Raw genomic sequence first — 16,193 nt, forward strand, 5'->3', positions numbered from 1 at the left:
CGGCTACACCACACTGATCCTTTACTCGACCGATGGCCGGCGGCAGTTCGAGATCTCCGTCACGCGAAGCACCACCGACGACGCCATCATCCCCGCGATGGTCAAAGCCGGCCAAGCCGTCCTGTGCCCGACGGGTTGAGGCTCTCCGCGTCGACGACTATCTCACGCCGGGTGCATCTCCCCCCGCCCGGGCATCTCTCCGAAGTTCGACAAAGACAGGATCGCCCAGCCAGGCCAGGCGCGGGGATGAATTCCTGGATACCTGAGCTCCACACCCACTCCTCGTCCGCCCCGCCGCTGTCGATCAGCTCGGGGATCTCACCAAGCTGCCGCAGTCCTTCGGACGGGGCGGATGAGGAGGCGGGAGTACCTGGACGTCGAGATGGCATGGCCGAGCGGCGGGCGGCTGGGCCGCGTCGGAGTTTTGACCGGAACGACGCGCAGCCGGTCGACCGCGGCCGACTGGCGCCAGACTCGGGCTCGACCAGTCCACGCCGTTCCCCCAGCAGTACGACAAGTACAAGGCGATCCGGCTCGCGTACGTCTTCTCGGTGTTGAACGCTCGGCCCGCCGCGCTCCCGCCAGGTACGCGCACGCCTCGACATGCAACCCGAAGCTCTCATCGACCACCCCCCACCACACCGACTCATCGGCGCCCCCACCGCCCGCTCAGGGCGGTATTACCGAGGCAGCACACCTGACATGCCTGAAGGGAGGAGCGACTGTGGTGATTAGGCGAGGAGGGTTCGGGTGAGGGCTTCCACCCGGGCTGCGGCGTCGCCGGCGAGTGCGGGATCGGCCAGCGCCTCCTCGACTGGAGGCTCGTTGATCGCGCCGGCGGTCGCGTCGATCAGCAGATGGTCCAGGCTCGGAAAGTACATGTGCGCCGTGTGCCGGGACACGTCGGCGGCCGTGATCTCGTCGATGGACGGTGTCGTTCCGCCAGCGTTCAGGCGGACCCCCATGGCTGCCTTGGCGATCTGTAGTCCCTTGGCGTGGGAAAGCATGGGTGACGGCGAGTCGGGTCACCGTCACCCGAGCGTCGGGATGCTACGCGGGCGGCTGGAGGACGGTGACCACCTGGGTGGTGCGCGCTGACTCGATGGTCGAGTTGCCGAACAAGTGGACGGAGTACGTGTGTTCCCCGGCCGTGGCCGGCGTATCGGAGAAGCTGAACGACCCGTCGGCGGCGGAGGTCAACTTCACTAGGTGCTCCGAGGTGACGGTGCCATCCGGGCTGACGACCTTGCGCGAGACGGTGATGATCGCCCGCGGGAAGGTGATGCCGTCGGCGCCGAAGGTGCCGCTGAACTCGAGTCGCTCGCCGACGTTGCCCGTCGCCGGTCCGGTCACGGTGAGCGTCGGCTCGTACAAGGCCACCGTGACGGTCACCGAGGAGCCACTACCCAGGAACCATGAGTTGCCCGGCCAGTACACCTGATATTTGAACGCCCCGGTGGACGGCGGGGCGTCGGTGAATTGGTAGGTCCCGTCCGCCGCCGTGGTGATCTCCTGGAACGGCCTGGAGGTGCCGTCGGGGAGCCAGCGGTACAGTTCGAGCGTCTGTACGCCGGGTGGCAGTCCGCTGCTCAGCGTGAGTCGTCCGCTGAGGGTCGACTGCTTGAGCACGGTCACCTTGGAGGGAGCCGTCAAGGTCAGCGTGGAGGAGTGGTAGGGCGAGGGCGGCAGCCGCCAGAGGTGCATCCGCCCGGTGCCGGGCTCCTTCAAAACCGCGAAGGTGAGCGTGCCGTAGAACTCGATGCTGCCCGCCACCACCGCCTTCCCCTGCTGGGCGGCTGTGTAGATGACCTCCGCGGTGGTCGCGTCGTACACCACGAGCTCCGCCGCGTCGCCCGCGGAGGAGTTCCAGCCGCCCACCACATAGGCGCCGTTCGGGCTGGCCGCGACAGCGGTGGGGAGGCCGTGCTCGCCCAATCCGCTGCTGTCGTAGGCGCGGCCCTGAGTCATGGCTGTCGTGTCCCAGGCGTCGAACTGGCGGGTATCGTCCAACGTCGACAGCGCCGTCGACCCGTACTCGGCGAGTGCGAGATCCCGCAGGGCCGGCAGCCCGTTCGCGTCTCCGCGGATCTCGCCGCGCGAAGTGGCCGGCGTGGTGCTGATGTCGTACACCTTGACTGTGGCGGGGCTGACTCCCGGCTCCCCGGCCACCAGCGTGTTCCCGGCGACGGCGACGAGCGGAGCCTGGGTCGTGGCCGGCCCGACCCGGACGGGGGTGGGTATCGCCGCCGCCGGAATGAGACCGAGAACGCCTCCCCCGCCCGCTTCGCCGCAACCAAATCCGATCCACAGCCGGCCGTACGACTGCGCCAGGCTCGATGGGCACGGGTACGCGGTGAGGTCGATGCGTTTGGTGATGGCGAGCGTGGTGGTGTCGATCTCGATCACTTCATGCGAATCGCGCAGCGCCGCGTACACCTTCCTGCCGGTCTCCGGCGAGGCCAGGGCGACAGCACCGGACAGGCCGGGGATCGTGTTGATGACCTTGCCGTCGATGGACGCGACCACGATCTGGTCGCCGGCGGCGACGAAGACCTTGCCGCCGCGCGCCACCACGTCTCCGCCCTTCCCGGCGACGCCGAGGTCGGTGACGGTCGCGGCGGCCGAGGCGGTGGGCGCCTGAGTGACGAGCAGGGCCGCCGTCAGGAGCAGGGTCCCGGCCCAGGCGACTAATCGGCGGGACAGAGGAGCACGGGCAGAGGTTGATCGGCGCACAGGCACTCCGTTCTGGAGGAGGAGGGGAGCACCCCGGCATGACTACGGGACCTGCTCCCGCTGACGATCTTCGTAAATCGAACTCATATTCGCATAGTGCGGGATTGCCGTCTAGAGCATCGGTCATGAGGTGCCGGCAAGAAATGCGCCACGAGCCTGTTGATCTTGTTGTGACTTGCCTGGTCAATGGCGGGCGGACATGACGCACCCCCGATGCACATCGACAAGTTGGTCGAGCACTGGACGATCCTGGGTGAAGAGCGCGACCTCGTCGCCGGCAAGCGCGGTGCCACGCGCCTCGCCTTCGCGATCTTGCTGAAGTTCTCCATGCAGTACGGCCGTTTCCCGCGCGGACGCTCGGAGCGCCCGACCAGGTCGTCGAAGACGTACCAGGGCCGGTGGCCGATGGAGTCCGCGTGCAGGGCCGTCTGCGCCAGGTGCTCGCCGACCTGGATGAGTGTCTGGTCGGGCAGGGCGACGCCGCATCATAGCCGGGACCGCCGGAGCTGTTCGCGCCATGGATCGCGGCGCTCCCGACGACTGCAGCACGGCCGTGGACGCATACCCTATGTGACCGGTATGTGGGGCTTCGACACGACGACCGGCAGGTTCGCCGGCCCGACGAACCAGGATCGGACCCGCCAGGCGCTGATCAACTGCGAGCACGTCCTGCGGACCGGAGGCGCGACCCGGGAGGACGTGGTGGAGGTGCACGTACTGCTCGCGCGTGCGGGGAACTTCGAGGCGTTCGACAAGGAGTACGCGACGATCGAGTGAATCACGCCGGACTCGCGCCAGAGCCTCCGCTCGTCCTCAAAGGGCGAGCGGAGGCCCCTGATCGGTCAGCCAGCGCCCAGGTACTGGACGGCGCCGCTGCCCAGGAACTGGTAACTCCGAATCGGCTTCGAACGCGCAAGGCACGAGCCCCAGACGGGGTTATACGCATAGCACAGGCTCCACTGGGTCTTCACTCGGTAGAGGTTCCAGCCGACGCCATAGTTCGGGTAATTGCTGCAACCCTCGTAGTTGTAGGTCGTGTAGTCGTCGTAGCCGTAGCAGAAGGAGTTGGCGTACCTGACCCATCGTCCGTCGCCGCACCAGTCCACGTCAGTTTTTCCGTACAGGCGCGGCCACGAGAACGTCCCGTACCCGAACCAGTAATGCCAGCAGCCATTGGCCTTCACGGCGGCTGTTCCGCCGATGCTCTCCTCAGGCTCCGTAGGCTTCATCCCCGACGTCGTGGCGTCTTCCAGCCTCGGCGTGGTCATGGTCAGGTTGTCCATGTCCACGTACTTGTCCAGGCCCTTCTCCTTGATCTCGTCCGCGGTGAGCGCCTGGGCAAAGTAGGTATCGCCCGCTTCGTCCGTCCAACTCACGACCGGCGGAGTGGGAGTGGGATCAGGTGTGTCATCCGCCGACGCCGCCCCGACCATGGCCGTCCCGGCTAAGAAGAGAGTCATCGCGAACGTGACCACCCGGCGTGCCAGCTTTTTCGTTTGATACATCTTTTGGCGCCTTTCTTTGTAACGGGTTCTCCGCTGATCTGGATATCAATTTCGACTTTTTGACGGTGGCGCCGGAGAGGGGCAGATATGCTCCCGCTCGGGCTACCTGGTGCTTGTACTGTTGATGATGAGACTGTGAGTGGACCGTCAACAGGGTGGTGACCGGCCATTTGCCGGTCATACAGAGGGGACGACCGGCCGCGCGCTCGCCCAGTACGACGGGATCGGGCAGCGCCACGGTCATCCAGATCGGCTCGCGGCGGTCCCGGGTCGCGTTGACAGCCAGGTCGATCTCGGTGAGCGAAAACCGGTGCGTGATCAACTGCTCGGCGTTCAGATCGGCACCCGCCGCCAGCAGGACCCGCGCCGTCTCCACGGCGTCGGCCTGCGCCACTCGTGAACAGGTCAGATACAGCAGCGGTTCCCAGCCGAAGGGCCGCCGTATGCCTGGGGCGATGCGGGGTCGGCCGCGTGTTATCCCTGCCGCGTCGCCGACCGCTGCCATCGTCCACACCGACGCGTCGGCTGTCTGGGGATGGGCGGCCAGCAGCCGCGCTGCAGTCTCGATGCTCATGGATCCGTGGTAGTTCAGGCAGGCCAGCCGCAGGAACTCGGTGGCCGGGCCGGCCGACGGGCCCACCTCGTGTGGTCGGCCATGTCGTCGTCGATGACCTTCGGCCGTCCGCCGTGGTTGCCCTTGGACGCGGCGATGACCTGGCCTTCGAGGGTCTTCTCGCGGATGTAGTTGCGCTCAATCTGCCCGGCGACGGCGAGCACGGCGAAGAACATGGCGCCCATGCCGTTGGGGTCGTAGATTCCGGTGAGCGGGCCGGTGAGGAGTTCGAGCTGGATGCGATCATTGGAAGGTAGTGATAGAGATTCCGGGTGACAACGACGCTCGAGTTCCCCGTTCTGCTGCGACTGATCGACGAACGGTCGACCGCCTTCCGCGCCGCGGTCGCCTCCGCGCCCAGCCTTGACGTACAGGTGCCGACCTGTCCCGAGTGGACGCTGTTCGATCTGGCGCAGCACATCGGCGAGGGGCGCCGCGACTGGGCCGCCACCGTCGCCGCAGGGCCTGCTCCGGCCAAGTCGGCAGCGGATGGCGCTTCCGTTGCGCCTCGGGAGCGCGAGGCGCTGCTGGCCTGGTTGGCGGAGTCCACAGAGCAACTGGTGGACGCACTGCGGAAGGCCGGCCCGGATCGCGGTTGCTGGACGTGGTGGGAGACGTCGCAGTCGCCGCAGACCTCAGGTGCCGTAGCTCGGCACCAGCTCCAGCAGATGGCGGTGCACACCTACGACGCCCAGATCACCGTGGGTGCCCCGCAGCCGCTGCCGGCCGAGGTGGCACTCGACGGTGTCGACGAGTTCCTGTCCACCTGCGTCGCAACGACGAGTGCCTGGCCACACAAGCCCGCTGTCGTCGACTTCCACGCCTCCGAGGGCCGCTCCTGGCGCCTCTCGCTCTCCGCCGACGGCGCACGGACCGCCCGTCTCCCCGGGCCCGGCACCATATCGGCCACCGCTGCCGACCAGGACCCGGACGCGGCCAACGCCTCCGCCTGGGGCACGGCCGACGAGCTGGTCCTCATTCTGCACGACCGTATCCCGATCGACTCGCTGAAGCTCGACGGCGACCGACGTGTCTTCGACCAGCTCAGCGCCTGGGACCCGGATGAGTAGGACGTGACGATGCGCCCCCTCGTACGCCCCGAGGCATGCCTCCCGGCAACGGCTACAGCCACGCCGTGGTGGCCTCGGGGCCGCTGGGGGCAGACCGCCACGGCTGCGAAGCGGCTGACCACGGGCGGCGGCCCACAAGCTGATCGGCGCGCCTGGTCGGCACCTGACGCCGTCAGTTCTCCGCGTCGTCCTCACTGGGCGTCGATGTAGCGGGGCGTCCAGAGCACGATGGCGTTGGGGACCAGGCCGAGCGCGCCGAGCTGGTCCGGCCACCACGTCTTGATTACGGCAGTAACGGGCCGCGGGCAGCGCGGTAGTTGCTGGTCAGCGTCGTCGGCGTTGGGCGGCGCGGCATGTGTTGTTGGGCGGCTGGGATGCGGGTGGCGTATACCCGGTGCGCTTTGCGCGCGGTCAGTCCGGCGCCCTCGGTCGTGAGGGCGCTGCTTTGCTGTAATGCGGCACGGTGGAGCGCGAACGGGGCGGTGACGCGACCAAGTGGCCCTGGCCGCGGTTGTGGAGTAGGACGCCAAGCCGCCCAGCTAGCTCGGCCGTTGCGCCAGGGTGCAGGACCAGCGGCCGTCGTGCCAGCCGCAGGTCTGCTCGTAGCCGGAGCGGAAGGACCCGAGCCAGGGGATGTCGTCCTCGTAGCGCGTGGGCGGCGGTGTCGGTGCGAAGTTCGCCGCGTCGTCAATGCTGCCGCTCCCGTCGTAGCGTGCGACGGTTGGATAGGGGTAGACCGGCCGGGTTCGTACGACGGTGTCGTCCTGGCGCTTCGTGGCGACGAGCCGGTCGGGTGCGACGCCGTTCTCGACCCAGTCGAGGGTGGGGGTGAGCGCGTCGATCGCGTCCGGCCCCTGACCGTCACCGCAGTGGGCGACGCCCGGCAGCATGTACAGGCGGGCGAACCGCTGCGTGGCGTCCGTCCCGCCCATGCGCTCGGTGAGGGCGTGGTAGTAGGCGATCGTCCCGTACGGCGAGATCGCCTGGTCTGCCCAGCCGTGCCAGAGCAGGAGCTTGCCGCCCGCGGCGCGGAAGGCTGTCAGGTCGGGGTCGCTCGCGTCGTAGACGCCGGCCTGCCGGTAGATATCGCGGAACGTCGCCGAGTCGTAGTGCAGGTCGTGCAGTGTCGCCGACGGCCGGGCGGACGGGTAGGCGAGGTACTTCAGTGCGTTCGTCGCGTTGCCCTCGGCCACGGCCGGGGCGCCGGTGGCGGTCGGGGTGACCCAGCGGGCCCAGTTCGCTTCCGAGCCCACGGGCTCGCCCCCCGGGTACATCCGTCGGCCCCGCTCGTCGCGTGGCCCGTCGTACAGCTTGCGTACGGCATCGATCTGCGCGTCGGTGAGGCAGTCCGCGCTGTCGGTTCCTGTCGCGCAGCGCAGGCTCCGCGGATCGAACGCGCAGGCACGCGGGTCGTCGATCTGGCCGTCGGCCAGGCCGTCCCGTGCGTCGCACTCGCGCATGACGGCGGCGTGCAGCGCGGGAAGCTTGGCAGCGGTCATGATGGGCCGGCCCCGCGCGTCGGTGTTGGCCGTGGCGTGCCAGCCCGCGGACCACACGATGAGCGACGTGAGCAACGACGCCGGGGCGCCGGCGATGATGCCGTCGAAGTCACGCGGGTAGCGCTGCGCCTCGGTCATCCCCTCATGGCCGCCCTGCGAGCAGCCGTCGAAGTAGGAGTAGCGCGGGCCTTGCCCGTAGTAGAGCGCGATGAGCCGCTTGGCGACGAGCGCGACGACGTGGTCGGACCGGTAGCCGAAGTCGACCCGGAGCTGCGGATCGGCACCGAACGTGCCGTCGAAGCCGGAGACGCCGACGTGCCCCCCGTTGCCGGTGGCTATGACGAAGTCGCCGCGGGTCAGCGGCACGCACCCGTCCGTCGCGTCGGCGTAGATGTCGACGCTCCCGCAGAACGCCCCGCACCCGGTCTGCAGATACCGCTGCCGCCACGTCTCGGTGGGGAGGAGGACGTCGAACTGGATCTGCGGCGCCGCGGTTCCCTTGACTTCGCAGGCCGCCCAGCCGACCGGCGAGGTCGTCGCGGTCGCGGACCCGATGACCGCCGGAGCGCCGGGCGTCCCCGACAGGTCCTGCCCGGCGAGGGCCGCGCAGTCGATCCTCGGCAGCACCACGGGAGGGCCGGAGGACGAACCGCGCGCCTCGGCGGGCGCCCCGGCCACGGCCGTACGGGCTGCGGCCTGGCCACCGCCGGCCATCACGAGGACGGCGAGGACGGCGAGCAGAACCGGTAGCGCCCGGACTCCAGCGGTGCGGCTGGCGCGGCCCGGCGTCCGACCCCGTACACAAGCGAGCAGTTCTTGCGTCATCGCCATACCTGATCATGACTGAAGGCGGGGATCGGCGCTACCGGGCGGCTGGGGACACGTTCGGGAGCGGCGGGCCTGGTAGGGACTTCGGACGGCATTCGCGCAGGTGAGCCCGTCGTCCGAGAACGTGTACGTTTCCGGACAGGCTGCGGCGGGACTCGCATCGTCGCAGGTCAGAGACCCTGCGGCCCGCATGCGCAGCTCGACCCCGGGGACGGCGACGGAACGCTGACCGGTGATCATCGCCGGTGTGTCGTGGGCGCGGGCCGGTCATGGCATCACGACGAGTCGCCTGCCTTTGAGGTCGGTTCGCTGCCAAGCGGCCGCGATGTCGCTCAGCGGGACCTTCTCCACGTCGAAGGTGAGCTCGCCGGACCGCGTCCACGTCACGACCTGCTGGTACGCCTGGTCCATGGTCTGCGGGTCGAGGCCCTTGGCCGCGCCGTAGATCTCCACGCCGGAGGTGCGCAGGCTCGACCCGGCGATGGCGACCTCGCTGCCGACCGACTCGCCGATCTGGACCACCCGGGTCGGCTTGCCGAACGCGAACGACCGCGGCACCAGGGCGCGCAGCAGGATCTCGGTGGGCCTGCCCCACAGGTAGTCCATGACGACGTCATAGCCGTCTCCCCTGGCCTCGAGGTACGCCTGCGCCAGCGCCTCGTCGGAGACCGCGGTGTTGATCACCGTGTCGGCCCCGATGGCCTGTACCTCGCGCAACTGGTCGTCGTCGCGGCCGGTGGCCACGATCCGGCCGGCGCCCAGCAGCCGGGCCACCTTGACCGCGAGCCGCCCGGCGACCCCGGTGGCGCCCTGCACCAGCACCGTCTCCCCGGTAACGAACCCCGCGGCCGTCTTCATCGCCATCGCGGTGACGGCCGAGGCCATCACCGCGACCACGGCCGGGTCGATGCCGTCGGGGATCGGCAGGTAGGAGCCCTGGGGCACCACGGCCTTCTCAGCGAGCGCGCCGTAGGGCAGGCGGATGTTGCCGAACCCGACGAGCGTGCCGTCCGGGAGGGCGCCGATGCCGTCGAAGGCGGGGATCAACGGAAGCCGGCCGATGTACTTCTCGCTGGCGTAGTGCGTACCGGCCGCGATCGCCTTGTCGACGTTCTCGACGGCGACCGCCTTGACATCGATGATCACCTCACCGTCGCCGGCGACCGGATCGGGGAAGTCCTCATAGCGCGGGATGCCGCCGACCTCGTGGAGCACCGCTGCCTTCATCCCAGCTCCTGCCCGAACAAGCGAGCGATCCGCGTCTGCCACGCCGCCAGGACACGAGGCGGACGGGCCGACGAGTGGTTGAACCCGTGGTGGTGCGAACGGTGGTGGGTGAGCGAGTGCCGCCTCCCATGGCCGTGGCGGGCTTGGCCCTGGTGTCCGGCCGGCCGCTCGGTGTGCGCGGGAATCCCCGGAATGCGATGGGTCGCCCGGTGCAGCAGGTCGCGGAGCGAGTGCTGGTGTCTCATCGTTGCCTCCTCTGGCACGTGAGCCTCTATCACTGATAGAGGACTCTATCACTGATAGACTCCGGAAGGGAGGTGCCGGAATTGGCTTTGGACAAGCAGCGGATCGTCACCGAGGCCGTCGCGCTACTGGACGCAGAGGGTCTCGACGGCGTGACCACGCGCAAACTGGCCGCCCGGCTCGGCGTACAGTCGCCGACCCTTTACTGGCACATCCCGAACAAGGCGGCGCTGGTCACCGCGATTGCCGAGGCGATCCTTGAGCAGCAGTTCCCCGAGCCGGCGCCGCCCGCGCCGCAGGAGCACTGGCCGGACTGGCTGATCGGCCTGGCCGAGCGGCTGCGCCGCGCGCTGCTGGCCCACCCGGACGGAGCCCGGATCATCGCGGCCTCCCAGCTGTCCCTCAAGATGGCCGCCATCTCCGAACTGGCAATGAGCACACTGGTCGGGCGGGGCATCCCCCTGCGGCAGGCTCGCCTGATCGTGTTGACGGTGTTGCGCTTCACCGTCGGCTACGTCCTGGAGGAACAGGCCGGCCGCCCCGACGCGGACGCCCTGGACGGCTTCGACATGGCCGCGTACGCCACGGCGTACCCCACCGTGATGGCCGGCGTGACAGAGTACTTCCAGGCCGGCCACAGCGTCGATGATCTGTTCCGCGACTGCCTGGAACAGATCATCCATGGTCCTGCGGCGCGGTCCGGGGCCTCACCGACGAAACCCGGACCCTGAACGAACGGCTTCAAGCCGCCCTCTCCAACGCCCGGTTCGCCGAACTCGAAGCTCAGGCGAAGAGCCTCGAACTGGTGATCGTAAGATCTACGCACATATATGTTCGTCGCCGAAGGCCAGACGAGGGGGCAGCCGTGGGGGTCTGCATCTACATCGACGTCGTCAGGGACGGAAAGAAGCTTGGCAGCTACGACCTCGACAATAGCGCGCACTACCTTCGCGTGGGGCTGGAGGCACTGGGGCTCGACGGCGACGAGATCGTTCACGGGGTAGGGGGTCCGGACGGCGTCGACGCCGAGGGGTCGGAGGAAGGATTCGTGGGCCGACTCGCCCCCGAACAGGTCAGAGCCTTCTGGGAGCGCCTTTCGCCCGTCACTGCCGAGCAGTTCATGACGGCCCTACGGACGAGCGAGAACGTCAACGGCGACGACGAGGAGTACTTCACGCTGTACTTCGCCGACCTCAAGGAGACATACAGCGCGGCCGTTCACGCGGACGCGGGTATGACGATGTCCTGGTACTGACGGTCCGCCCCGATCCCCAACACGTCGATCAAGAAAAAGGGATCTCGGATCAGCGCTCGGCCAGCGAAGCCGCGCCAGAGCCTGGCCGGCGGCGGAGCCTGATCGCGCCCCGGCCCCCTCGCTGGGCCAACGAGCGCCGCGGGATCATCCGAGCAGGCGCGAGCGGCGGATTCGGGCGTCCGGGTCCACAGCGTCGGCGATCGCCGCGGCCCGCTTCCGGACATCGGCCGGTAGCGCGTCCGGCACACTGGCCGCGCCCTCGACCCACGAGCCCGGCGTCGAGCCGGCGTCGGCGATCGACCAGATGGATCGCGCCCTAGCGAACCCTGCTTCGATCCGTTCGCGGGAGAACAGGTTGAGCGGCGCGACCGCGTGATAGATGAAGTCGCCCGGCGGGGCCACAACGGCCCCGGTGCGCCTGACCGGCGCGCCCGCCACGTGGCGGATCTCCATCATCACGATCGGGGCGTCGTCTGCCGCGGCTGTCGACAGGAGCGCTTCGGCGATGACAGGGGTCGATGCGTCGAGCCACCGCGCGTCACCGATGGCCGGTGTTGCCGTAGGTGGATCGAGGTGGATTCGAGCAAGTCCCGCCGCGTCGGTGGGGCCCCAGCTGTCGGAGACCGGCTCCGCTGCCGCCCGCATCGCCTCGAGCAGCGGAGTCGCCGCGACGGGCCCGTCAGGATCGGCGATCGCGAGGTGAACTGCGCTCCTCCCGTGCAGCTCCTGCGGGAACGGGGGCAGAGGCGGCACGTGAAGCACCGCGATGCTGGAGGAAACGCCGCTACCGACTGTTGCGATGGTGCTCGACCATGCTGCGAGGAGTTTCGGTAGCGCGTCGGCATGCCACAGCAGTGCTCCGGCGTGCAGGTCCGCCGCTGGGACGAGGTCGAACTCCAGCGTGTGAGCGATCCCGACTCCCCCCGCTCCGCGGAAGGCCCACATCGCCGCTCGATCGACCTCGTCGCCGGCATCGTCGGCAGCGGTACGGGAGCGACCGCCGCCGTCGACATAGTGGACGGCACGAAGCGCTCCACTGGCAAGTCCATCCCGCCGGACAAGCCAGCCGATGCCGCCGCCGAAGGTGTAACCGGACACGGACACACTCGGGGCTGAGCCGGCTAATGCGAGCAAACCGTGCTGTTCGGCAGCGGCGTTCACCGCAGACCAGGTCGCGCCGGCCCCGACCACGGCGACGCGCGACTCGGGGTCGATCGACACGTCGGTGAGCCTCGAGGTGTCGAGGAGGACCACCCCCTTGCCCACCGGCGCGCCGGCTCCGTGGCCGGTCGCCTGCGGCACGATCTCCAGTGGCGTGCCCGACGACCGCGCGAGCGCGGCCACCTCATCGAGCGTGGGCGCGATGTCCTCCGGACGGGAGACGACCGCGACCCGCGCGGGCCGCTGCTTGATGGAGGAGTTGCGGGGCCGGGTGGCGGCGGCGTAACCGTCTGAGTCGGCGTCAACGAGCATGCGCTCATCGTACGGGAATAACGGAGGTTTTCCTCCGCTTTAAGGGTCATCTACTCAGATTGGATGACTCATGACTCAGCTTCAGCAGCCCATCGCCGTGATCGGCGCGACCGGACAGCAGGGCGGCAGCGTGGTGGATGCTCTGCTCGCGCGGAAGCAGGCGGTTCGCGCCCTGGTTCGCGACGCCGAAGCCGCGGGCGCACACGCTCTCCGAGCCCGCGGCGTGGAGGTCGTCGCCGCCGACCAGGAGGACGGCGAATCGCTCCAGCGGGCACTCACCGAGGTCGCGGCACTGTTCTTGATGACGACGTTCGAGGGAGCGGACGGCACGGAGGGCGAGGCGCGCCGCGGTGTGACCGTCGCGGATGCCGCAGCACGCGCGGGCGTGCCGCACGTCGTGTACTCGTCGGTCGGCGGCGCGGAGCGAGCGACAGGGATCCCGCACTTCGAGAGCAAGCACCGGGTCGAACAGCGGCTTGGCGAGGTCGTAGCGACGAAGTTCGTCCGCCCGACGTTCTTCATGGAAAACCTGGCGCCGCAGCTCGCCGACGGCGGGAGTGGGGAGCTGGTGCTTCGCCTGCCGGTCGCGGGTGACGTTCCGCTCCAGATGATCGCTGTTCGCGACATCGGCGCCGCCGCCGCGCGTCTCTTGATCGCCCCTGATGTCATCGATGGTGACGCGGTCGAACTCGCCGGCGATGAGCTCACCATGGCTCAGGTGGCCGACCGGGTCGCATCCGAGCTCGGCCGGCCGACGCGATACGAGGGGCTGCCGATCGATGTGCTCCGTGATGACGAGGACATGCGAGCGATGTTCCAGTGGTTCGCCACCGTCCCCGCCTACCAGGCCGACTTCGACCTCACGCGCCACCTCGTCCCCGACGCGCGCGACTTCGCGGCATGGGTATCCGGCCAGGGTCCCGCGCGCGCCGGGAACTGACGCGTCGAACTAACCGCGATCGGGTGCGATGCCGCGCAGGAACACCGCGCGCAACTCGGCGGCCGCCTCGGCCCAGCCGGGCACGTTCGACATCGGCTGCGCGAGCATCGCCCCGAAACGCACCACAGTCCCCGCATTCACATCCGTGCGGACCGAACCGTCCTGATGGCCGCGCTCGAGGATGGCGCCCATGGTCTGCTGCATGCGCGCGCGCAGCTTCGCGGATTCGGTGCCCTCGGTCATGGGCGCTCCGTGGAGCGGAAGCACCAGTTCGTCGCGATGAGCGAAGGTTTGATGGAGGAACCGGCTGATCGAGTCATGACCGGTATCGCCGGACGTCAGCGCGTCCTCGGCCTCGGCCAGGATCAGACGGTAGGCGCGGACCGCCATCGCCTCAAGCAGCGCCTCCCGGTTCGGGTAGCGACGGTAGAGCGTCCCGATCCCGACCCCCGCCTCGGCGGCGATCTGCTCCAGCGGAACGAACTTACCCTCGGCCAGCCCCGCACGCACAGCTGCGGCGATCAGCCGCTCGGTGTTCTCCGCCGCATCCTTCCGGAGCTTGCGCGGTCGCGTGGAGGTCATGAACAACACATCCTACGTGAGTGTTCGCCCCCTCACCGGATCTGGATGACGTGCTTGCCGCGGACGCCACCGGCTTCCAGGGCCCGGTGGGCATCGGCGAGCCGGTCGAGAGGGTGGACGGTGTCCACGACGGGGACGATGTCGCCGTGCTCCGCGTAACGGGTGATCTGGGCCAGCAGTTCGGTGTCGGGGTTGCCGCTGAAGACGCGGATGCGTCTGCTCCCGTGGAGGGTCGAGGCGAGGATGGAGGCGAGGCCGGCGAGAGGCCGTCGAAGTCAAGGTTTCGGCGAGCAGTGAGATGGCCTGCACCGGGGTGACAAGCCGTCCGGGCCGGCGCCTGCTGGCCTATCTCTTCCAGGCTTTCCAGGTACAGCGCCCTGGCTCTCTCCCGCCTCCCGCGGCGATGGGCCCTGCGCTCGCGTAGCTACGGCCGGCGGACCTCGAGGGCCCCGCGGCTACCTCGGCGACGTCGAGAGGGGAGCCTCCCAGGTGGCGGTGATGTCGCGGGCGACATCACGGAGGAGGTCGATGAGCATGTCTGCCAGTGGTGTGAGGCCGGCGTCGGCTTTGGTCACGGCGTAGAGGTGGCGGTAGGGCCTGGGGTGGGCCAGTTCGCGATGGGTGGTGCCGGGCGCATGGGTCAGGGCCAGGCGCGAGACCAGGGCCACGGCGATGCCGGTGCCGACGAGGGCCTGGGCGACGTCGTAGGACTCGGTCTCGAACCGCACGGTGGGAGTGAAGCCGGCCTCGCGGGCGGCGTCGTGGAACTGTTCGCGGGCGGCATGGCCGGCCAGGATGGAAACCCACGATTCGTCGCGCAGTTGTTCCAGGTGAAGTTCGGTGTCCGCGGGCTGCCCGGTGGCCAGTGGATGGTCATCGGGGAGAACCACGACCATCGGGTCCAGCAGCAGCGAGTGGCCCCGTAGGTGTGGGGGCGGCGTGAGCGGTGCGCCCCAGGACGCGACGATGGCCAGGTCCAGGCGCCCCGCGCTGATCTCGTCCGCTCCGCGTCCGGACACCACGTCCACGACCGAGACGTCGGCGTCCGGATGGCGGTGCCGCAGGGCCGTCAGGGCGGGTGGCAGCAGGTGCAGGGCAGCCGCCTGGAACGTGCCGATCCGCAGACGGAGCGACAGGTGGCCGAGCAGTGCGGCCAGTTGCGCCTCGGCCTTGTCCGATGCCTCCTGCACGGTTCGACCGTGGGAGGCCAGCAGCGCACCGGCCGCGGTGAGCGTTGCTCCGCGAGGACCACGGATGACCAGGGGCACCTGCCAGTCGCGTTCGGCCTTGGCCACCTGCTGGGTGACCGCCGCGGGCGTGAGTTGGAGCGCGTGAGCCGCCGCCGTCAGGGAGCCGTGCCGCTCGATCAACGCGAGAAGCCGCAGCTGTCCCGGATCCACCAGCATTCACTAATCCTAACGCTGCACCCTTCTCTTTTAACTTCTCTTACTGGTACGGGCGAGGAAGACTCGTGGGACACTCATCGGCCGCAATCCCCGGAAGGGGTTCTTTCTCCATGCCCACGCATGTGCCCGTTTTCATCGCCACCACCTTGCTGCTGGCGATGCTGCCAGGCGCGAGTCAAGCCCTGATGATCCGGCAGGTTCTGGAAGGCGGGCAACGCACGGTCCGAGGCACGCTCGCGGGCAACGCCACCGGCTTCCTGCTGTGGTCCACGGCCGCCGCGGCCGGGCTGTCCGCCGTCCTGCTGGCCAGCCCCACCGCGTACGCGGTGCTCCGGATCGCCGGCGGCATCGTGCTGATGATCCTCGGGGTGAACACCCTACGGACCGCGCTCACCACCGTCCCCACTCCCCCGGCCTACGAGGGCGGGCGCCGCACCGGCTTCACGGGCGGATACCTCACCGGCCTGATCACCAATCTCGGCAACCCCAAGGCGGGCGTGTTCGCCGTCTCGGTGCTGCCCCAGTTCGTGACCGCGAATGGCCCGGTGTTCCTGTCAACCGTCGCCCTCGGAGCCCTGTGGGCGCTCGTCAGCGCCTCCTGGTACACCTTGCTCACCTGGGCCGTCAGCCGAGGGCGCGCCCTGGTATCGCGGCCGACCGTCCTGCGGGGACTCAGCGTGACCACCGGCGTCGTCCTGCTGGGGCTGGGCGCCGCGGTGGCAGCGGGTTTCTGAGGGCCGGGCCGGCATTTCCTCCAGCGCCCGACGCGACTTGTGACCTACCGGCCGGCAGGCCGCCATCGGCTCAGGACCGTCCTGT

The 16,193-nt window shown here is 69.1% G+C and carries 18 protein-coding genes; 6 read left to right on the plus strand and 12 right to left on the minus strand.

What is annotated here, in order from left to right; all coding sequences use genetic code 11:
* Window positions 1-731: 731 nt before the first annotated feature.
* Together AB0B64_RS37340 and AB0B64_RS37345 are read right to left on the minus strand one after the other, a co-directional pair.
* Window positions 732-1,007 (minus strand): hypothetical protein, encoded by a 276-nt coding sequence (locus tag AB0B64_RS37340; RefSeq protein WP_358183531.1) that lies wholly within the window; start codon window positions 1,005-1,007, stop codon window positions 732-734.
* A gap of 43 nt (window positions 1,008-1,050) precedes the next feature.
* Window positions 1,051-2,733: a hypothetical protein gene (locus AB0B64_RS37345; protein ID WP_358183534.1), complete on the minus strand. Its 1,683-nt coding sequence runs from the start codon at window positions 2,731-2,733 to the stop codon at window positions 1,051-1,053.
* A 213-nt stretch (window positions 2,734-2,946) separates the two neighbouring features.
* Between AB0B64_RS37345 and AB0B64_RS37350 the strand changes: the two genes are divergently transcribed.
* Window positions 2,947-3,510, plus strand: a complete 564-nt coding sequence (locus AB0B64_RS37350; RefSeq protein ID WP_358183538.1) for a Rid family hydrolase — start codon at window positions 2,947-2,949, stop codon at window positions 3,508-3,510.
* A 65-nt stretch (window positions 3,511-3,575) separates the two neighbouring features.
* Here AB0B64_RS37350 and AB0B64_RS37355 read toward each other — a convergent pair whose 3' ends face one another.
* Genes AB0B64_RS37355 through AB0B64_RS37365 form a run of 3 tightly spaced genes read right to left on the minus strand, consistent with a single transcriptional unit; the run spans window position 3,576 to window position 5,036 of the window.
* A complete protein-coding gene (locus AB0B64_RS37355) occupies window positions 3,576-4,208 on the minus strand; it encodes a hypothetical protein (protein WP_358183541.1) in 633 nt (210 codons plus the stop codon).
* Window positions 4,141-4,812 (minus strand): hypothetical protein, encoded by a 672-nt coding sequence (locus AB0B64_RS37360; RefSeq protein ID WP_358183544.1) that lies wholly within the window; start codon window positions 4,810-4,812, stop codon window positions 4,141-4,143. The genes AB0B64_RS37355 and AB0B64_RS37360 overlap by 68 nt, the downstream gene beginning before the upstream one ends.
* A gap of 14 nt (window positions 4,813-4,826) precedes the next feature.
* On the minus strand, window positions 4,827-5,036 hold the full coding sequence (locus AB0B64_RS37365) for a hypothetical protein (RefSeq protein ID WP_357956357.1): 210 nt from the start codon (window positions 5,034-5,036) through the stop codon (window positions 4,827-4,829).
* Between the two features lie 87 nt (window positions 5,037-5,123).
* On the opposite strand from AB0B64_RS37365, the gene AB0B64_RS37370 reads away from it, so the two are divergent.
* On the plus strand, window positions 5,124-5,921 hold the full coding sequence (locus AB0B64_RS37370) for a maleylpyruvate isomerase family mycothiol-dependent enzyme (RefSeq protein ID WP_357956359.1): 798 nt from the start codon (window positions 5,124-5,126) through the stop codon (window positions 5,919-5,921).
* Window positions 5,922-6,460: 539 nt separating this feature from the next.
* Here the strand turns inward: AB0B64_RS37370 and AB0B64_RS37375 are convergent.
* The 3 genes from AB0B64_RS37375 to AB0B64_RS37385 all read right to left on the minus strand — a co-directional run bounded on the left by AB0B64_RS37375 (window position 6,461) and on the right by AB0B64_RS37385 (window position 9,720).
* The gene (locus AB0B64_RS37375) at window positions 6,461-8,245 is read right to left on the minus strand and encodes a tannase/feruloyl esterase family alpha/beta hydrolase (RefSeq protein ID WP_358183547.1); all 1,785 of its coding nucleotides are present in this window, start codon (window positions 8,243-8,245) and stop codon (window positions 6,461-6,463) included.
* Window positions 8,246-8,515: 270 nt separating this feature from the next.
* Window positions 8,516-9,475 (minus strand): zinc-binding alcohol dehydrogenase family protein, encoded by a 960-nt coding sequence (locus AB0B64_RS37380; protein ID WP_358183550.1) that lies wholly within the window; start codon window positions 9,473-9,475, stop codon window positions 8,516-8,518.
* Window positions 9,472-9,720 carry a hypothetical protein gene (locus AB0B64_RS37385; protein ID WP_357956365.1) on the minus strand — a complete coding sequence of 83 codons (249 nt, stop codon included), beginning with the start codon at window positions 9,718-9,720 and terminating at the stop codon, window positions 9,472-9,474. Before AB0B64_RS37385 ends, AB0B64_RS37380 begins: the two co-directional genes overlap by 4 nt.
* A gap of 81 nt (window positions 9,721-9,801) precedes the next feature.
* Between AB0B64_RS37385 and AB0B64_RS37390 the strand changes: the two genes are divergently transcribed.
* Both AB0B64_RS37390 and AB0B64_RS37395 read left to right on the plus strand, forming a co-directional pair.
* Window positions 9,802-10,449 carry a TetR/AcrR family transcriptional regulator C-terminal domain-containing protein gene (locus AB0B64_RS37390; protein ID WP_358183553.1) on the plus strand — a complete coding sequence of 216 codons (648 nt, stop codon included), beginning with the start codon at window positions 9,802-9,804 and terminating at the stop codon, window positions 10,447-10,449.
* 134 nt (window positions 10,450-10,583) lie between these two features.
* Window positions 10,584-10,973, plus strand: coding sequence for a DUF1877 family protein (locus tag AB0B64_RS37395; RefSeq protein WP_357956368.1), 390 nt, complete (start codon window positions 10,584-10,586; stop codon window positions 10,971-10,973).
* 144 nt (window positions 10,974-11,117) lie between these two features.
* Here AB0B64_RS37395 and AB0B64_RS37400 read toward each other — a convergent pair whose 3' ends face one another.
* The gene (locus AB0B64_RS37400) at window positions 11,118-12,446 is read right to left on the minus strand and encodes an FAD-dependent oxidoreductase (RefSeq protein WP_358183557.1); all 1,329 of its coding nucleotides are present in this window, start codon (window positions 12,444-12,446) and stop codon (window positions 11,118-11,120) included.
* Window positions 12,447-12,516: 70 nt separating this feature from the next.
* Here AB0B64_RS37400 and AB0B64_RS37405 point away from each other — a divergent pair, with 70 nt between their 5' ends.
* Complete coding sequence (locus AB0B64_RS37405) at window positions 12,517-13,386, plus strand: NmrA/HSCARG family protein (protein WP_358183560.1); 870 nt, start codon at window positions 12,517-12,519, stop codon at window positions 13,384-13,386.
* 9 nt (window positions 13,387-13,395) lie between these two features.
* On the opposite strand, the gene AB0B64_RS37410 is transcribed toward AB0B64_RS37405, so the two are convergent.
* The 3 genes from AB0B64_RS37410 to AB0B64_RS37420 form a co-directional block, all read right to left on the minus strand.
* Window positions 13,396-13,968, minus strand: coding sequence for a helix-turn-helix domain-containing protein (locus AB0B64_RS37410; protein ID WP_358183563.1), 573 nt, complete (start codon window positions 13,966-13,968; stop codon window positions 13,396-13,398).
* A gap of 32 nt (window positions 13,969-14,000) precedes the next feature.
* Window positions 14,001-14,213, minus strand: a complete 213-nt coding sequence (locus tag AB0B64_RS37415; protein WP_358184053.1) for a zinc-binding dehydrogenase — start codon at window positions 14,211-14,213, stop codon at window positions 14,001-14,003.
* Window positions 14,214-14,423: 210 nt separating this feature from the next.
* Window positions 14,424-15,374, minus strand: a complete 951-nt coding sequence (locus AB0B64_RS37420) for a LysR family transcriptional regulator (RefSeq protein ID WP_358183567.1) — start codon at window positions 15,372-15,374, stop codon at window positions 14,424-14,426.
* Window positions 15,375-15,484: 110 nt separating this feature from the next.
* Between AB0B64_RS37420 and AB0B64_RS37425 the strand changes: the two genes are divergently transcribed.
* Complete coding sequence (locus tag AB0B64_RS37425; protein ID WP_357956377.1) at window positions 15,485-16,108, plus strand: LysE family translocator; 624 nt, start codon at window positions 15,485-15,487, stop codon at window positions 16,106-16,108.
* The last annotated feature ends 85 nt before the right edge of the window (window positions 16,109-16,193 follow it).

Source organism: Nonomuraea sp. NPDC049129 (genome assembly GCF_040648495.1).
Classification (GTDB): Bacteria; Actinomycetota; Actinomycetes; order Streptosporangiales; family Streptosporangiaceae; genus Nonomuraea.